General features: G+C 65.4%; 15 protein-coding genes. 5 read left to right on the top strand and 10 right to left on the bottom strand.

The window, feature by feature from the left end:
- Positions 1-41: 41 nt before the first annotated feature.
- The 4 genes from purH to KVY23_RS17060 are packed head-to-tail and all read right to left on the bottom strand — an operon-like array spanning position 42 to position 5,003.
- Complete coding sequence (gene purH / locus KVY23_RS17075; RefSeq protein ID WP_230557557.1) at positions 42-1,592, bottom strand: bifunctional phosphoribosylaminoimidazolecarboxamide formyltransferase/IMP cyclohydrolase; 1,551 nt, start codon at positions 1,590-1,592, stop codon at positions 42-44.
- Entirely contained in the window at positions 1,589-2,212 is a 624-nt protein-coding gene (gene purN, locus KVY23_RS17070) for a phosphoribosylglycinamide formyltransferase (RefSeq protein WP_075837379.1), read from the bottom strand. The genes purH and purN overlap by 4 nt, the downstream gene beginning before the upstream one ends.
- A 58-nt stretch (positions 2,213-2,270) precedes the next feature.
- The gene (locus tag KVY23_RS17065) at positions 2,271-3,734 is read right to left on the bottom strand and encodes a DUF6350 family protein (protein ID WP_230557556.1); all 1,464 of its coding nucleotides are present in this window, start codon (positions 3,732-3,734) and stop codon (positions 2,271-2,273) included.
- 57 nt (positions 3,735-3,791) lie between these two features.
- Complete coding sequence (locus KVY23_RS17060) at positions 3,792-5,003, bottom strand: DUF5336 domain-containing protein (RefSeq protein WP_206510140.1); 1,212 nt, start codon at positions 5,001-5,003, stop codon at positions 3,792-3,794.
- Positions 5,004-5,268: 265 nt separating this feature from the next.
- Here KVY23_RS17060 and KVY23_RS17055 point away from each other — a divergent pair, with 265 nt between their 5' ends.
- Positions 5,269-5,787 (top strand): hypothetical protein, encoded by a 519-nt coding sequence (locus KVY23_RS17055; RefSeq protein WP_206510139.1) that lies wholly within the window; start codon positions 5,269-5,271, stop codon positions 5,785-5,787.
- 7 nt (positions 5,788-5,794) lie between these two features.
- Entirely contained in the window at positions 5,795-6,802 is a 1,008-nt protein-coding gene (locus tag KVY23_RS17050) for a DUF916 domain-containing protein (protein ID WP_230557555.1), read from the top strand.
- A gap of 84 nt (positions 6,803-6,886) precedes the next feature.
- On the opposite strand, the gene KVY23_RS17045 is transcribed toward KVY23_RS17050, so the two are convergent.
- Positions 6,887-7,267 (bottom strand): hypothetical protein, encoded by a 381-nt coding sequence (locus tag KVY23_RS17045; RefSeq protein ID WP_230557554.1) that lies wholly within the window; start codon positions 7,265-7,267, stop codon positions 6,887-6,889.
- Between KVY23_RS17045 and KVY23_RS17040 the strand changes: the two genes are divergently transcribed.
- Positions 7,254-7,823 (top strand): hypothetical protein, encoded by a 570-nt coding sequence (locus tag KVY23_RS17040; protein WP_230557553.1) that lies wholly within the window; start codon positions 7,254-7,256, stop codon positions 7,821-7,823. The two genes, KVY23_RS17045 and KVY23_RS17040, sit on opposite strands and share 14 nt — an antisense overlap.
- 64 nt (positions 7,824-7,887) lie before the next feature.
- On the opposite strand, the gene sucD is transcribed toward KVY23_RS17040, so the two are convergent.
- The 3 genes from sucD to KVY23_RS17025 form a co-directional block, all read right to left on the bottom strand.
- Positions 7,888-8,799 carry a succinate--CoA ligase subunit alpha gene (gene sucD / locus KVY23_RS17035; protein ID WP_206510135.1) on the bottom strand — a complete coding sequence of 304 codons (912 nt, stop codon included), beginning with the start codon at positions 8,797-8,799 and terminating at the stop codon, positions 7,888-7,890.
- 8 nt (positions 8,800-8,807) lie between these two features.
- On the bottom strand, positions 8,808-9,971 hold the full coding sequence (gene sucC / locus KVY23_RS17030) for an ADP-forming succinate--CoA ligase subunit beta (protein WP_075837290.1): 1,164 nt from the start codon (positions 9,969-9,971) through the stop codon (positions 8,808-8,810).
- A gap of 147 nt (positions 9,972-10,118) precedes the next feature.
- A complete protein-coding gene (locus tag KVY23_RS17025; protein WP_230557552.1) occupies positions 10,119-11,924 on the bottom strand; it encodes a hypothetical protein in 1,806 nt (601 codons plus the stop codon).
- Positions 11,925-12,225: 301 nt separating this feature from the next.
- Between KVY23_RS17025 and KVY23_RS17020 the strand changes: the two genes are divergently transcribed.
- On the top strand, positions 12,226-13,227 hold the full coding sequence (locus tag KVY23_RS17020; protein ID WP_374108737.1) for a M23 family metallopeptidase: 1,002 nt from the start codon (positions 12,226-12,228) through the stop codon (positions 13,225-13,227).
- Positions 13,228-13,286: 59 nt separating this feature from the next.
- Here KVY23_RS17020 and KVY23_RS17015 read toward each other — a convergent pair whose 3' ends face one another.
- Positions 13,287-15,776 carry a UvrD-helicase domain-containing protein gene (locus KVY23_RS17015; RefSeq protein WP_230557550.1) on the bottom strand — a complete coding sequence of 830 codons (2,490 nt, stop codon included), beginning with the start codon at positions 15,774-15,776 and terminating at the stop codon, positions 13,287-13,289.
- 371 nt (positions 15,777-16,147) lie between these two features.
- Between KVY23_RS17015 and KVY23_RS17010 the strand changes: the two genes are divergently transcribed.
- Complete coding sequence (locus KVY23_RS17010; RefSeq protein ID WP_075837383.1) at positions 16,148-16,438, top strand: chorismate mutase; 291 nt, start codon at positions 16,148-16,150, stop codon at positions 16,436-16,438.
- Positions 16,439-16,501: 63 nt separating this feature from the next.
- Here the strand turns inward: KVY23_RS17010 and KVY23_RS17005 are convergent, their stop codons facing one another.
- A complete protein-coding gene (locus KVY23_RS17005) occupies positions 16,502-17,953 on the bottom strand; it encodes an NAD-dependent succinate-semialdehyde dehydrogenase (protein WP_230557549.1) in 1,452 nt (483 codons plus the stop codon).
- Positions 17,954-18,027 lie beyond the last annotated feature (74 nt).

Below are 18,027 nucleotides of genomic sequence, written 5' to 3'. Positions count from 1 at the left end.
CGGAAGAAAAACGTACACAACCTCGATCTCGGCAGGAGGGGTCAGTGTGCGAAGTGCCGCGAACCGGTCAGGTAGAGCGTGACACCGGCGTCCTGAGCTGCCGCGATGACCTCGTTGTCGCGGACGGATCCGCCCGGTTGCACGACGGCTTTGACGCCGGCACTGATCAGTACCTGCAGCCCGTCCGGGAAGGGGAAGAAGGCGTCCGAGGATGCGACGGATCCCTCGACGCGATCGCCCGCGCGCTGCACAGCCAAGTGAGCGGCATCGACGCGGTTGACCTGGCCCATGCCGACACCGACCGACGCACCGTCCTTCGCCAACAGAATGGCGTTGGATTTGACGGCTCGTCCTGCCCGCCATGCGAATTCGAGATCCTTCAAGGTCTGCTCGTCGGCGGCGTCACCGGCAGCGAGAGTCCAGTTCGCAGGGTTGTCGCCTTCGGCGTCGATGGCGTCTCGTTGCTGCAGCAGTGCGCCACCCGAGACCGGCTTGAGCTCGACGCCACCGAGCGCGGGCGGCGTCGCGAGCAACACTCGAACGTTCTTCTTGCGCTGCAGGACTCCGAGAGCTCCGTCTCCGTACGACGGGGCGATGATCACCTCGGTGAAGATCTCGGCAACCTGCTCCGCCATTTCGACGGTCACCTCACGATTGGCTGCGATGACGCCGCCGTACGCGCTGACCGGGTCGCAGGCGTGAGCCTTGCGGTGCGCCTCCGCGATATCGTCTCCCACGGCGATGCCACATGGGTTGGCGTGCTTGATGATCGCGACGGTCGGCGCCTCGTGATCGAACGCGGCCCGCCAGGCAGCGTCGGCGTCGGTGAAGTTGTTGTACGACATCTCTTTGCCGTGGAGCTGCTCAGCCTGCGCGATACCACCGCCGGTGGGACTGACATACAGCGCTGCGGCCTGATGCGGGTTCTCGCCGTACCGAAGCACCGCGGACCGATCCCAGGTTCCGCCGATCCATTCGGGGAACTGCTCATCGGAGTCGACGAGCACGCTGCTCATCCACGATGCGACAGCAACATCGTATGCAGCTGTGTGCTGGAACGCCTGCGCCGCCAGCGATGTGCGCTCGGCCAGCGTGAAACCGCCCCCCGCAACGGCGGTGAGCACGTCCTCGTAGCGCGCCGGATCGACGACGACTGCGACGGATGGGTGATTCTTGGCAGCCGCGCGCACCATCGACGGGCCACCGATGTCGATCTGCTCGACGCATTCGTCCGCGGTGGCGCCGCTGGCGACGGTGTCGGTGAACGGATACAGGTTGACGACCACCAGCTCGAACGCCTCCACGCCCAGTTCTTCGAGCTGCTGGAGATGCTCGGGCCTACGGGTATCGGCGAGGACACCGGCGTGCACCCGCGGATGCAGTGTCTTGACCCGGCCGTCGAGAGTTTCGGGGAATCCGGTGAGATCCTCGACCTTGGTGACGGGAATGCCCGCGTCGGCGATCTTCGAAGCGGTCGATCCGGTGGACACCAGGGCCACGCCTGCGTTGTGCAAGCCGGTCGCCAGCTCGATCAATCCGGTCTTGTCGTAGACACTGACCAGCGCGCGGCGCACTGCTTTACGTTCGGTCATGGTTGAATCTGGGCCTTTCGTCCATCGGAGACAACACCTCGTGCGGCAACTGCAGCGATCACATCGACCAGCAATCTGCGTTCCACAATTTTGATTCGCTCGTGCAACGACTCGCGGTCGTCGTCGTCGAGCACCGGCACAGCTTCCTGCGCCAGGATCGGGCCCGTATCGACGCCTTCGTCGACCAGGTGAACTGTCGATCCCGTCAGTTTGACGCCGTACGCGAGCGCGTCGTGCACCGCATGGGCACCGGGAAACGACGGCAGCAACGCAGGATGGGTGTTGACGATGCGGCCGGCGAACGCGTCGAGGAACCGCGTGCCAAGAATCTTCATGAAGCCGGCCGTGACAACGAAATCGGGGGTGTGCGACGCAACGGCATCGGTGAGCGCGGCATCCCATGCGTCGCGGTCGGCGTAGTCGCGGAGTGCGATTCGAAAGTGTGGGATATCGGCGGTGTGTGCGTGCCGGGCTGCGTCACAGTCACGATCCACACCGACGGCCACGATGCGAGCGGGGTAGGAGTTCTCCGCTGCTGCCGCGATCAGCGACTGCAACAACGAGCCGGTCCCCGATGCGAGGACGACGACTCGTGCTGGGTGCTCACGCGAGGCAGTCAGCGCACTACTCCTGAAAAACGTCGAGGGAAACGCCCGCCGTCGCCGGGCCGTGTAAAGACTAGTCGCTCTCGCTCGGCGGCTTGTCGGGGAGGTCCTCTGTCTTCTCGACGTCCACGATCTCCGCGTCGATCGGCTGATCGTCTCCGTCCGGTTCCGGGGCCACAACCTCAGCCTCTACTGCGGCATCCACCTCCACCGGTGCCGCCTCCACCACTTCCGCCTCGACTGCAGCTTCTTCGGCAGGGCCGCCTTCGAGTTCGGCGGGCTGCGCGATCGCGGCAATCGCAGTTGTTTCGACCGGCACCGACGCACTCTCCGGTTCCGCCTGGTCCTCGCTCCTCGTTCCAGCGCGCCAAGCAGTAACGGCCGCGGCTACGGATCCGACGACCGCCACCCACGCGAACACCAGCAGACCGAACGACCACACGGTGACTTCGATCGTGCCGAACGTGCCGAGGTTTCCGCCTGCCACGAAACCGAGGACAAGTGCGGAGACGCCGATCACGGCCGCCCCGAGCCACACCGACGACAGCGCGTGGTTCACATCGACAGCGCGGCGGGCGCAGTCACGGCCGAGGAACACTCCCGCCGTCAGCGGAACGATCAACATCAGCAGCCACAGGGAGTGCGCGGCGCCTTCCGGCAGTACAGCGAGGACCGGGAGCGGCGGCACCGGCCCTCCCACACTGCGGAACATACTGACCGCGACCTCGCCGACGTGGGCGGAGGATCCGACGCTCACCGCGAGGGCACCCACCATCACATTCGGCAGATACAGAATCGACAGGACGGTCAAGCCAAGCACACCGACGAATCCATCACCGGAGTCGAGGAGCGCGTCCATCGTGGACCACGATGCAACCATCGACGCGGCGACGATGGCTCCGCTGCCCGCGACGAGGACCGAGCCGGCACGAACCGTCGGCGTCACGATTCGGCGCGACCACTGAGGACTTCTCGCAACCATGGCTTCGGAATTCCACGTGCCGACAGCCACGCCGATCGCCGCAGACACTGCGTGCACCCCGCCCACCCAGGCGAAGGCGAGAAGTGCGTGCGGACTGTCCAAACCGATGACAGCCGAGGCGTCTGCCGCGACGGCGAGCGCGAGTGCCGTCACGAAGAGCGGACCGAGTACAGCGGCACCGAAGACGAGCCCGCATTCCCGAGGGGTGGGTGCCTCGGTCACCGTCCGAGCCACGGCGCGGGCGACGACGACGGCCAGAACGAGGGTGGGCAGGAGCGGCAGGACGCCGAGTGATGTACCGGCAATGGAGAGCGGCACGTGGTGTACCGCGAACCACAATCCGGCGATCGCGCCGAACGTTCCGGTCAGATCACTGTTGGCCGATACCAGTGTCACCAGGACGACAGTCGTGCAGATCGCGATGAGCACACCCGGGGTGCGAAATGCGACCCGGATCAATGTCTTCGACTGGGCAGGTGACAACGTCGGCGGACGCTGCGGCGAACGAGGTGTACGTCCGGCGCGCTGCCTCTCTTGGTTCAGTACGGCGCTCATCGGCTACGAGCGTTGCACCAACGTCCGATCGCTTCGATCAGGCGCGCCGAGCGAGCGTCACTTCTTGTTCTCATCGGCCGCCGACGGGTCGAACGCGCGAGTCGGGGCGCTGTCGTTGGGGGATGTCTCCCCGCTTCCTGGTGCACCGTCGGTCTCGCTCGTCGGCGCATTGTCCGAGGACACAGAATCCGTCGGCACGCTTTCCGTCGGTGCGTGCTGGGAGGCACCGTAGGCACCGGATCCGACGGGTGTGTGGTTGTACGGGTACTGGCTGTACGGCGAGTCCTGGCCGGCCGGTGGGGTGAATCCACCCGACGAGTCCGGCTTGGGCGCGCCGACCGGATAGCCCAGGCCGCCGGTGGGGTTCTGACTCTGCGGCGGCTGAGCTCCCGTGTAGGCCGGCGGCACGTAGCCCGATCCCGAACCGCCGTAACCCGGCTGCTGACCGTACCCGCCATAACCCGACTGTCCCGGACTCTGCTGCCCCTGAGGCGAAGGACCCTGGTACTGCTGCTGCGAGGCCTGGCCGTAGCTGCCTGCGGGCGGCTGACCGTAGCCGGGAGCGTTGCTCTGCTGGCCGTAGGACACGGGCTTGGGCTGCGGCGCCTTGATCACACCGGAGTGCAGCAGCGTTGCCGCCACGGCGACGGCGGACTGCACGAATCCGAGCACGAGTGCCGCGACGGCACCGGCGCCGATTCCTACAGTCATTCCGGCAGGTCCTGCATCGCCGGTGTTGAACGATTGGAGGAGCAGTACCAACCATCCGCTGAGAGCCAGAGCTGCCGCGATTCCGATGGTCTTCGGCTGCTTGGGCAGCAATCCGACGCCCGCGGTGAGTCCGGCGGCGAACATCAACGCGATCGACGTGGGGTCGCCGCTGCTGATCAGATAGAAGTTGGATGTCTCACCGAATGCCTCGTACTGGCCGGCAAGACCGACGAGCAGGAGCACGACACCGAGCGCGAGCACCACCGAGGACAGAATGCGCGGCAATGACGACGCTCCATCCGTTTTCAGCGGCGGGTTGTACTGGCTGAACGACGGACTCGGCTGCGAAGGCTGACCGGGCTGCGGTTGTGGCTGCGACTGTGGGCCTTGACCGTACTGAGGAGACTGCCCCTGAGCGTAAGGCGCTTGCGGCCCTTGCGCGTACGGCGACTGCGACCCTTGCGCGGGCGTACCGAACGATTGGCCCGCGGGGCCGTAGCTGCCATAACCGCTGTAGCCGGGCCCAGACGATCGGGGGCCCTCGGGCGGATAGGTCATGACACACTCCTCGGCAAAGATGAGATCGGGTCGGCGGACCACGCCAGTCTACGGACCCGCCAGCACCGTTCGTTCGACCGATCGGCGATGCGGTGCGTGACCTGCTCGGGCGTGCAATTGGACCCGCCGCCCCGGACTCATCCGGAGATCTCGTGACACATCACGAAGAAATGTCAAGGAAAACGTAACGATGTCCAGTCGCCAGCGATTAATGTGATGTACGTAACATTTTCGCGAGCCCCCTCGCACTTTCCTAGGACGTCACATGCGTAGATCAGTTTTCGCCTCCGCCGCAGCTGCCAGCGCACTTGCAGTCGCCGTCATCGCACCCGGTGTATCGAACGCCGCAGACACAACCGTGACCTTCACAGTCACCGGTGGCGCCCTCACCATCACCGCGCCCCTCACCGCCTCGCTGACCGTCTCCGGACTCCAGGCAACAGGCGGAATCAGTGATGTTGTCGTCTCCGACCAGCGTCTGGGCGTCCTCGGTTGGATCGCAACGGCCGCCAGCTCCCCATTCAACAAGCCTGCACCCGACCCTGTATCGATCCTGCCAACCAACGTGACGTACCAGGGCACCGTCGCCGACGTGACCGGTACCGCGCTCGTGACGCGAACTCCGCTCCCAGTGATCATCGCCCTCCCCACGCCTGTCCAGACTGCAACGCTCGTCCTGGGCGCGAACACCGCTACCTGGACCGGCAACCTGGCCGTCACACTCCCTCCGGTTGGTGTCGTGGCCGGCCTGTACACGGGCACCGTCACCCATTCGGTGGCCTGATTCGTACATGCCACTACATCGGGGGTTGGCCGCCGGGGTCCTGACATTGCTGACGATTGCATCGGTGATCGTCGCTCAGGCTCCGGCAGCCGCACAAGAGAACAACGATCCGGAAGCGGTCGGCAGCGTCGGGATTCGGCTGCTCGAAGCACCTGTGTCGCTTCAAGACGATCCGCGCGCGATGGCGTACATCGTCGACAACCTTCCGCCTGGGACCACCATCACCAGACGCATCGAGGTCAGCAACGGGAGCGACCGAGAACAGACCATCACGCTCTATCCCGCGGCCGCGTCGATCGGCGAGGGAGCGGACGGATTCCAGATCGGGGACGGCCGAGCCGTCAACGAACTCACCACCTGGATGTCGGTCGCCCCCACCGACGTCGTATTGCCCCCGAATACGGCCGAGGAGGCCGTTGTCACGATCGCAGTACCCGAGGACGCGCCGGAGGGAGAGCAATACGCCGTCGTCTGGGCCCAAACCGCGGATGCGCCGACCGAGACGGGCATACAGAACGTCAGTCGAGTCGGGATCCGCACCTACCTGTCGGTCGGGCCTGGTAACGGTCCCCCGGCCGATCTCGCCATCGACGGGGTAACGGCGGCGCGCAGCGAGGACGGGACACCGCAGGTCACCACCTCGATCACCAATACCGGCGGGCGTGCACTCGATCCCAGCGGCACACTCACACTGACGGACGGTCCCGGCGGAATCTCGACGGAGCCGGTCCAGGGCTCGGGTGGCTCCATCGCGCCCGGAGGAACGGGAAATGTCACGTTCGCCCTCGATCCGGCCATCCCAGCCGGTCCATGGCAAGCATCCATCTCCATCAGCAGCGGTTTGGTGAACAAGTCGACGACCGTGGAGCTTTCTTTCCCCGAGCAAGGTTCTCGAGCGGCGACCTCGAACGAGACCGATGGCATTCCATCCTGGGTGTGGATCCTCGCGGCGGTTCTCGCCGTTGCGGCGGTTGTCGGTGGCTGGCTCGCTCTTCGACACCGAAAGGCGCCATGACATGCGTCGTATGTGGCTCGTCCCCGCACTCGCGATCGGCCTCGTCGCGGCGGGATTGTCGGTTGCCGCGGGGGAGCCTGTTGCCTACGCACAACCTGCGCCGGATTCGGGCTGCGTCGTCGTAGTTCCCACGACGACGACACCGCCTGTCCCGGCCCCCGTCACGACCACCGAGTCGGCCGTCGCCCCGATGCCGTGTCCGCCCGCGACCGCAACGACGGAGGAGTCCGCGAGCATCGAACCGACGCTCGCGGCGCCACCCGCGCCGCCGGCAAGTACGTCGCCCGTTGTCACCGCGGAGACAACGGAGGTCGCGGAGACGACGGGGACAACGGGGACAACGGGGACAACGGGGACAACGGAACTCGCGGAGGCTGCGGAGACTACGGAGGCCGTGTCGACCACGACCACACCGGCCGAGACGACTTCATCAGTGGAGACGACCACAGCCGTGGAGACGACCACACCGGTCGAGACGATCGCGGTCGACACAGAGGGTCTCGACGCGACCGAGACCACCTCCGCCGTTGCAGAAACCACCGACACCGTGCCCACCACGACCATCGCGAAGGAGGCGCCGACCACGTCGACCACCGATGAACCCCGAGCTGAGGCAGCAATGTCCAACCTGCTCGATATCGTGGTGCCCTCGTCCCTGATCGGACCGTCTACCGTCACGCCGGGCACGACGTGGACCGGGAACATGAGCATGACCGTGCTGGGCGTGGGTGTCGCTGGTTGGACCTCGTCGGTCAGTCTCTCGGACCTCCGTGGGGTCAACACCGGGCAAGTGTTGACTCCGACTTCGGCAAGCTACCTGGCACCGTCCTCTGCCTGTACGGCAGGACTAGCCGGCAGTTCGCCCTCGACCAACGTGGCTCTGACCACGCAAGCCAAACAGGCCAAGCGCGGAGGCGCACTGTGCCTGACGGGTTGGACCGCCACGGTGTCCATCGGAATCCCCGCCACCGACGTGGTCTCCGACACCTACACCGCAACGCTGACGCACTCCATCTTTTAGGACCTGCTGAGCACACGAAAAAGGCCCGCCACAACCGTGACGGGCCCTTTCGCGTATCGAATACTTACTTCACAGAAAGCGATTCGAGAATCTCGCGTGCGAGAGAAGCGGTCTCGGACGGCGTCTTGCCGACCTTGACGCCTGCAGCCTCGAGCGCGTCCTTCTTCGCCTGAGCGGTACCGAGCGAGCCGGAGACGATGGCACCGGCGTGGCCCATGGTCTTGCCCTCAGGAGCGGTGAAGCCTGCGACATAACCGACGACCGGCTTGGTCACGTTGGCCTTGATGTAATCGGCTGCGCGCTCTTCCGCGTCGCCGCCGATTTCACCGATCATGACGATGATCTTGGTGTCGGGGTCGTTCTCGAATGCCTCGATGGCATCGATGTGCGTGGTGCCGATGACGGGGTCGCCGCCGATGCCGATGGCCGTCGAGAAGCCGAAGTCACGAAGCTCGAACATCATCTGGTAGGTCAGCGTGCCACTCTTGGAGACCAGGCCGATGGGGCCGGTGCCGGAGATGTTGGCGGGGGTGATGCCGACGAGAGCTTCACCGGGAGTGATGATTCCGGGGCAGTTCGGGCCGATGATGCGGGTCTTCTTGCCCTTCTCCACGTTGTAGGCCCACGCGTACGCGGAGTCCTGCACGGGGATGCCCTCGGTGATGACGACGAGCAGCGGGATCTCGGCGTCGATGGCCTCGACGATGGCGTCCTTGGAGAATGCCGGCGGGACGAACGCGATGGAGACGTCCGCTCCGGTCTTCTCCATGGCCTCGGCGACGGACGCAAAGACCGGGAGTTCGATGTCGTTGCCGTCGGCGTCGACATGCTTGACCGTGGTGCCGGCCTTGCGTGCGTTGACGCCACCGACGACCTGGGTGCCGGCCTTGAGCATCAGTGCGGTGTGCTTGGTGCCTTCGCCGCCGGTGATGCCCTGGACGATGACCTTGTTGTCCTTGTTCAGAAAGATTGACATGGTTTCCTCTACTTCGCTGCCAGCTCGGCGGCCTTGTCGGCGCCCTCATCCATGGTTCCGGCGAGCGTCACCAGCGGGTGCGCGGCGTCGGCGAGAATCTTGCGTCCTTCTTCGACCTTGTTGCCGTCGAGACGAACCACGAGCGGCTTGTTGGCTTCGTCGCCCAGCTTCTTCAGTGCGCCGACGATGCCGTTCGCAACTGCGTCGCACGAGGTGATGCCGCCGAAGACGTTGACGAACACGCTCTTGACCTGCGAGTCGTTGAGGATGACGTCGAGGCCTGCGGCCATGACCTCGGCAGACGCGCCGCCGCCGATGTCGAGGAAGTTGGCGGGCTTGACGCCACCGTGCGCCTCGCCGGCGTAGGCGACGACGTCGAGCGTCGACATGACCAACCCGGCACCGTTGCCGATGATGCCGACCTGCCCGTCGAGCTTGACGTAGTTGAGGTCGTTCTCCTTGGCCTTGGCCTCGAGGGGATCAGCTGCATCCTTGTCCTCGAACTCGGCGTGCCCGGGCTGACGGAAGTCTGCGTTGGCGTCGAGCGTCACCTTGCCGTCGAGGGCGAGGATCTGATCGTCCGGGGTGCGAACCAGCGGGTTGACCTCGACCAGAAGGGCGTCCTCGTTGATGAAGACCTCCCACAGCTTCTGGATGGTCACCGCAGCGGCGTCGAGCACCTCGGCCGGAAGCTTGCCCTTTTCGGCGATCTCACGGGCAAAAGCAAGGTCGACGCCCTTGACGGCGTCGACCGGGATACGTGCGAGTGCGTCGGGGTTCTCCTCCGCCGTCACCTCGATTTCGACGCCACCCTCGACCGAACACATCGCGAGGTAGGTGCGGTTGGTGCGGTCGAGCAGGAAGGAGATGTAGTACTCCTCGGCGATGTCGGAGGCTTCTGCGACGAGAAGCTTCTTGACGACGTGGCCTTTGATGTCGAGTCCGAGAATTGCTTCTGCGTTCTCGGTGGCTGCTGCGACGTCCTTGGAGTACTTGACTCCGCCGGCCTTGCCGCGTCCGCCAACCTTGACCTGCGCTTTGACCATTACTGGCTTGCCGATTTCTTCGGCAATCTGTGTTGCTCCGGCGACCGTGTCCGTGACACGACCCGCGGAGGTGGGTACGCCATGCTTGGCGAACAATTCCTTCGCCTGGTATTCGAAGAGATCCATCAGCTCACCGTCTCGTCTACGTTGACGCCCGCTCCTTTGGGTGTGGGCGGGTCTGATGGTCGACTTTATCCAGGTGCCTCGCAGCCTTACCGGGCGCATGCGAGCTATGTGGTCTATCTCACCGGTCAGCAGGATGTGTCCCACGCCTCACTTCTGGGCGCGTCGGGCCGAAAGAAGTGCGGCCACAGCAAGAACCACCACCCCGATGACACCGACGACGGCACCCGCGCCGACGACGGGGTCGCTCACGCGCCCCTGAGTGAGCGGCCACCCGAGCAGATACACGATCATCGCGACCACGCACCCCACGAGCAGGGCGGTACTTCTGGCGGGGCGCGACCGAGCTGAAACGGCGGTCGCCGCGACCACCGTCACTGCCAACACTGCCTGGCCCCACGCGTCCCAACCCCACGGAAAGTCGACGAAGGACGCGGCCGATGCATCGACACCGCTGTAGAGCGGTAGACCCAGGCCGATGGCCGACATCGTTCCGCCGAGCAGTGCCACCGATCCGATTTTGCTGTCGGTTCGGATCTCGGAGGTGTCGACGTCCTCGCGTTCGGCGCTACCGGCCAGCAGCACGAGCGCACCGCACACGACGGCTGCGATCACCCCGAGCCCTGTCGCGACTCCGCCGCTTCCGACGGCAATGCCGTCGATCTCGGTTGCCATCAGCACCGCATGCAGGACGCCTGCCCCCGCCATGACCCCGGCGACGGCCACGACTCCGAGCAGCGGGCGGGTCGCTGCGGCGAACAACGAGAAGAACATCGGGACGCACGCGAGGACGAGCACGAAACCGGCGACGAGGGCGACCCGGGCGGCCAGAATGGTGGGATCGGGCAGTCCGGCCGGGACGTCCAGGACGGGGAGCAGGGCGCCGGCGCACAGGAGCACACCGGCAACGGCTCCGTCGATGCCCGCGGCGATATGCAGGTGGATCGATCGCCCTGAGGGCAGGGATGCCCGACGCCTCTCCCGCACGGCAGCGACCCGAAGGTCGCGGCGCATCGCGGAGGGAAGCGCGAGAGCGCCGACCAACACCAGCACGCTCGCCGCGACTGTGCCCAGCCACGAACCGGCGGATACCTCGATCTCGGGCCCGGAGGCCGAGCCTGCGATGACCCGGGTGGCGAAGACGCCGAGTACGGCGAGTCCGGCGCCCGCGATCGCTCCCGACGTCACCGTCGGTGAGATCGATGCCAACGCGGCGGCGACCACCACGAGGACAGCGAGGGCGATCAAGCCGGAACCGATCGAGGTTGTCAGCGCAGACTGCACCACCGCCGGAACCAGCACGATCGAGTCGGTGGAGACGTACGCGGGCGCGAACATCGCCCCGGCGGTGAGCAGCGCGGCGGCCGCTGCGAGCGCAGAAAGGGTGCCGCCAATCCTGATTGCGGCAGCCCGACCGACGAGCTCTGCCTGCGCCGAGTGGCCGTAGTTTTCGCCGAAGGACGCGCGATCGATCGCCCTGAGACCGAACAGTCCACCCACGACCGCGAAGACATGCGAGGCGATGAACAGGTAGGCGCCCGCTGCCGGGTCGAGGACCTCGGCGGTGTTCGGCCGGAACAGTTCGAGTCGGTTGGCATCGATGGGCGAGCGGAGAAGTCCGACATCGAGGACGGTGAGACCGAGAGCCACTGCGCCGTAGCCGGCTGTGAGCGCGCCGGCGAGGGCCGGGCGGGACAGGGCTGCCGCGAGTGCCAGCAGTGCCACAGCGACGAGCGGGGCCAGCGATACGGCGGCCGCGGCGGTGACGCCTGGACCCGGCGACTCTTCAGTAGCCGATCGAACCGTGTTCGAGGCGATGGCTGCGAGTCCGCACAGCGCTGCGGCCGCGGTCAGTCCCGCGGCCCACAGCCCGGCGCGGCGAGCATTGACGTCCTCGCTGGTTACCGGCTCGATTGCACGGGGCGCAGCTCTGTCGGTCCGGAATGTGGGTGCCACGGGGTCGACGTTATCGTCCGATGAGTACTTGTCCGGGCATCCCGCGCCGAGTTTCGATAACAGGGACGTGGGTAGAAACGATGAGCGTCGAGACAGTGAACTTCTCTACAAAACCCCTGCTCACATTGTGAGCCATGTCACAAACGGTCAGTTGTTGGCCGATTAACTTGCGCGCCTTGCAATCGTTTCGTTACCGTCTGCCGAGTCTTAAGTCACGAGCAGATCACGGAATCGGAGGTTGCAGGTCTTGTCGCAACACCGCGCATCGTTCACCTCCAGCCGGTTCGTAGCACCGGCAGCGGTGACCGAGAGTGCACCAACGGTGTTCTCGACGCAGACCGGCTGGGAGCCTGACAACACGGCCCTCAACTCCACTGAAATCGGTTCTGCCGACCCCAGCACGGGTGGTTACGACTACTTCGCGAGCAACTACGGTTCCGCCGAGAGCTACCACCACAGCGAACTACACACACCGGGCCCAGAGGGCGTCACCGAGGTTATCTCCACCGACGCCGTTCCCGTTACCCGACGGGGCGGCGCACACCGCATTCCGACGCCGCCCACCGCACTCAAGGGCCGCGCAGCAGTCCTCGCGGTAGCCGCCGGAGCCGTCGTTGCTGCAGGGCAAGCGGTCATCGATCACAGCCCTTCCACGGCAACCAGCTCCGAGGAAGTCGCTCTCGCTGCCGGCGCCGCACCTGCCGCACCAGGCATCCTCGCCACGACCGTTCCGCAGGCCGCACAGACCGCCGAAGACACCTCGACGGATGTCACGGCTTCTTCCGCACCTCAGATTCTCAACGTCGCGAACCCGATCGACCTGAGTCAGTTCAACGACCTTCTCGCGAAGGGACAGCGCTTCAGCGAGGAGCGTGCCGCCCGCGAGGAGGCCGCCCGTCGTCCGCTGTTCGTGCTGCCGGCCATGGGAACCTACACCTCGAACTTCGGTCAGCGGTGGGGCGTTCTGCACGCAGGTGTCGATATCGCCAACGCCATCGGCACTCCGATCCTCGCAGTCGCGGACGGCACCGTCATCGACTCCGGTCCTGCCGCAGGTTTCGGCATGTGGGTTCGCGTCGAGCATGCGGACGGCACAATCACTGTCTACGGTCACATCGACACCACCCTCGTCACGGTGGGACAGCAGGTCATGGCCGGCGATCAGATCGCCACCATGGGCAACCGCGGTTTCTCCACCGGCCCGCACCTCCACTTCGAGGTGCACTTGCCCGGCGACAGCAAGGTCGACCCCCTGCCGTGGCTGGCGTCCCGAGGCATCGGCCTCGGACCCGAACTCTCCTGATTCCTTCTCAGGCTCACTCGTCCGGCCTCACCGGCCGCAGCCGGCGACTGCAAGTCCCGTCAGAGCTTGGTCATCGGCACGCCGCCGATAAGCATCATCTTCACGCGACCCGACGTACCGAAATCCACGAGCACCATCGCCGAAGTACCTGAGCCGGTGGACTCGAGCACCGTCCCGAGGCCGTATTTGTCGTGGTTGACACGGTCGCCCACAGCCAGCACCAGGGTGTTGTTGCGTGCACGCGCGGAACCGAAACTGGGCGTCGACTGACCGCGACGGTCGCCGAAGCCACCACCCCCGCCGAAGCCGCCACCACCGAAGCCTCCCCCGCCGAATCCGGCACCGGCCCTATGATGGCCACCGCCGATCGAGCGTCCACCGACGCCGGGATCCTCACGCTTCCAGTTGATCAATGATTGTGGAATCTCCTGCAGGAAGCGGGATTCGGGGTTGTTGATGGGCTGCCCCCACGCGGACCGCATGATCGCTCGGGTGACATACAGGCGGTGGCGTGCACGCGTGATGCCGACGTAGGCGAGTCTGCGCTCCTCGGACAGCTCGTGCGGATCGCCGAGCGCACGCATGTGCGGGAACTGCCCATCCTCCCAACCGGTCACGAAGACCACCGGGAATTCGAGCCCCTTGGCCGTGTGCAAGGTCATCAGGGTCACGACGCCAGTGCCTGAGTCGGGGATCTGATCGGTGTCGGCGACGAGCGAGACCCGCTCCAGGAATGCCGCGAGCGAACCAGGTTCGGGGGTGCCCTCGGCGGGGTCCGCCTCCCCGTCATCGAGCAGACCGTCATCGATGGCGCCGTTCTCGGCTTCCAGCTCGGCCTCGACGGCGGCCAGATTTCTCGCCTCGGACGTGAACTCGCGGGCGACGCTGACGAGCTCGTTCAGGTTGTCCAGGCGTGCACCGTCCTGTGGGTCACTGCTGGCTTCGAGCTCGGCGCGGTATCCAGTGCGGTCGAGGACAGCTTCGACGACATCGCCGATATCGGTGATGTCGTTGCCGTCGTCGTCGGTGGAGTTGAGGATGCTGCGGAGTTCGTCGAGCAGCTCAAGAAACTGACCGATCAGCTTCTGGGCCCGCGAGTTGAGCAGCGCCACCTTGCCGTCCGCGGCGTCGCGCAGCGCTCTGGAGAAGCTGATGTCGCGCTGTTCGGCATGCACCGCCACGCACGCCTCCGCGCGATCGCCGATACCGCGCCGCGGGGTGTTCAGGATGCGTCGCATGCTGACGGTGTCGTCCTCGTTGGACAGCACACGCAGATACGCAACCATGTCGCGCACCTCTTTTCGCTCGTAGAACCGAACCCCGCCCACAACCTTGTACGGGAGGCCGAGCCTGATGAAGATCTCCTCGAGTGCACGGGAGGAATTGTTGGTGCGGTAGAAGACCGCCACCTCGTCGTACCGCACGTCGTGGTTGTCGACGAGACGGTCGATCTCCGAGGCGACGAACGAGGCCTCGTCGTGCTCGTTGTCGGCGACGTACCCGACGATGAGTTCGCCCTCGCCGGAATCGGTCCACAATCGCTTGTCGCGTCTGCCGGTGTTCCTGGAGATGACAGAATTGGCCGCCGAGAGGATGTTCTGCGTCGAACGGTAGTTCTGCTCGAGCAGAATGGTGCGGGCGTCGGGGTAGTCGCGCTCGAATTCCTCGATGTTGCGGATGGTCGCGCCGCGGAACGCGTAGATGGACTGATCGGCGTCACCGACCACGCACAGCTCACCCGGTGCGACGGTCCCCTCCAGGGCGCCGTCGGAATCGGCTGTTCCGACCAGCTCGCGAACCAGCATGTACTGCGCGTGGTTCGTGTCCTGGTACTCGTCGACCAGCACGTGCCGGAACCGCCGACGGTAATACTCGGCCACCTGTGGGAACGCCTGCAGCAGCCCGACCGTCTCGCCGATCAGGTCGTCGAAGTCCATCGCGTTGGCGCCGCGCAGGCGCTGCTGATAGATGCCGTAGACGCGTGCGATGAGCTTGGGCAGCTCCACGGTCTCCTTCTCGGCATCGGACGCTGCATCCTCGGGTCCGACGAGTTCGTTCTTGAGGTTCGAGATGTGTGTCGCCAACAACCGCGCCGTGAACTTCTTGGTGTCGATCTGCAGATCCTTGGAGATCATCGTCAACAGCCGGCGTGAATCGTCTGCGTCGTAGATCGAGAAGTTCGAGTTGAGCCCCGGCAGCAGTGTCGCCTGACTACGCAGAATGCGCACGCAGCTCGAGTGGAACGTCGAGACCCACATGCTGTTGGCGCGCGGGCCGACCAGGCCGACCACGCGCTCGCGCATCTCGGCGGCCGCCTTGTTGGTGAAGGTGATGGCGAGAATCTGGCCGGGCGTCACTCCTCGAGCGGCCAGCAGATACGCGATGCGACGCGTCAGAACCGCCGTCTTGCCCGACCCCGCGCCCGCCACGATGAGCAGCGGCGATCCGGTGTGCACAACAGCCTCACGCTGCTGCGGGTTGAGACCCTCCAGCAGCGCGTCGGCATCGGACTTTCCAGGCGTGGGTACAGCAGTGAGGTTCATGTTCATCGCTTGTTCAGGTTACCGGCGCGCACTGACACCGATGCACCAGAAGCGAACGCTCGCGGCCGATGTTGTGCTCCTCGACCGACTTTCCAGGAGGTGATCCGGGTGGCACACTGGATCAGTGATCGAAAAAGCCGTGTGCCGACGCCGCCTGTATCCAGGCGATCAGCACCCCGACACCCCTTCGACCGAGGAAGGCGGGAACGTCGACAGCTGATCTTGAACCCCGTCGTTCTGCGCGAAACCCGCAAACAGGATAAGAATGTGACCGAGTGCACACTCTCACATCCGGTCGGGAAGCGTTCGACGAATACACGCCGGACGTAACGGTGCCGGAGACGGCAACGATCCACACTGTGACACTAGGAGAGAAAATGGCATCCACGACCAAGATCGAGTCCGACAGCGCGTTGCCCTCGTCCGAGGCAGAAATCGATGAACTCCGTCAGGAGATCGACCGTCTGGACGCCGAGATTCTCGCCGCCATCCAGCGTCGCACCGAGATCTCCCAGCTCATCGGCCGCACCCGCATGGCTTCGGGCGGGCCACGCATGGTTCACAGTCGTGAGATGAAGGTTCTCGACCGCTTCAGCAGCCTCGGCCAGGAGGGCCACACCCTCGCCATGTTGCTCCTCCGTCTGGGTCGCGGACGGCTCGGACGCTAGAAGACGAACCTGGTTGTGCGTGTCCGTGACACGCACAACCAAAGCTCGTCAGGTCAGGGCTCGTCAGGTCAGGGCGATGTACTTGGTTTCGAGATACTCGTCGATTCCTTCCGTCCCACCTTCACGACCGAACCCGGAGGCCTTCACGCCGCCGAACGGTGCCGCCGGGTCCGAGACAACTCCGCGGTTCACCCCCACGATCCCGCTGTTCAGCGCATCCGCCACCCGTAGCGCCCGGTCGAGGCCCTTCGTGTAGATGTACGAGGCCAGCCCGAACTCGGTGTCGTTGGCGGCGTCGATGCCCTCCTCTTCGGTGTCGAACCCGACGATCGGGGCGACGGGACCGAACACTTCTTCTTTCAAGATCCGTGCGTTCGAGGGCACATCCGTCAGCACCGTGGCCGGATAGAAGTAGCCGTCGCCCCCGGCCGGCCTCCCGCCGAGCGCCACCTTCGCGCCGGCCTGCACGGCGTCGTCGACCAGTTCTTGGACCGTATCCAACTGATCCGCGTTGATCAGTGGTCCGAGCTTGGTATCGGGATCGATTCCGGGTCCGAGCTTCATCTCCTGCATTCTCGCGACGAGCTTGCTGGTGAACTCCTCCTTGACGCTGTTGGCGACATGGAAGCGGTTCGCGGCCGTGCATGCCTCGCCGCCGTTGCGCATCTTCGCGAGCATGGCGCCGTCGACTGCTGCGTCGATATCGGCGTCGTCGAACACGATGAACGGCGCATTACCCCCGAGCTCCATCGAGGTGCGGAGCAGTCCACCAGCGGACTGCTCGATGAGCTTGCGGCCCACACCGGTGGATCCAGTGAAGGTGAGCTTGCGCAACCGGGGATCCTCCAGGATCGGCGCGCTGACCGCACTCGACTTGGATGTGGTCAGCACCGAGAGCACGCCCTCCGGCAGGCCGACCTCCGAGAGAAGCTGCGCCAGGAAGAGCATGGTCAACGGCGTTTCGCTCGCAGGCTTGACGATGATGGTGCAGCCGGCCGCGAGAGCCGGTCCGATCTTTCGCGTTCCCATCGCCAGCGGGAAGTTCCAGGGGGTGATCGCCAGCACGGGCCCGACGGGCACTTTGCCGACCAGGATTCTTCCGTTGCCTGCAGGCGCCGGGGTGTAGCGGCCCTCGATGCGGACCGCTTCCTCGGCGAACCAACGGAAGAATTCTGCGCCGTACTTGACTTCGGCCTTCGACTCGGCGAGAGCCTTGCCCATCTCGGCCGTCATCAGGGCTGCGATGTCCTCGGCGCGTTCGGTGATCTTTTCGAACGCGGCACGAAGGATTTCGCTGCGCTCACGGGCGGGCGTCCTCGCCCATGATTTCTGCGCACCGGCGGCGGCGTCCATCGCCTTCTTCGCATCCCCCGGGCTCGCGTCGGCGACCTGCGCTATCGGCTTACCTGTGGCCGGATCGTTGACCGCAAAGGTGGCGCCGTTCTCGGCGTCGACTGCGTGGCCGCCGATCCACAATTTCGCTGGAATCGATTCGATGAGTGCGTTGAGCTCCATGCCTCTCAGTGTGCCCCTGCGCCCGATCCGCCAAACGGTAAGACGCGCACGAGCGAGGTGCGCACATTAGGGTT

It is taken from the genome of Rhodococcus sp. I2R (assembly GCF_020889545.1).
Taxonomy (GTDB): Bacteria; Actinomycetota; Actinomycetes; order Mycobacteriales; family Mycobacteriaceae; genus Rhodococcoides.
This window is presented reverse-complemented; position numbering and strand designations above follow the sequence as displayed.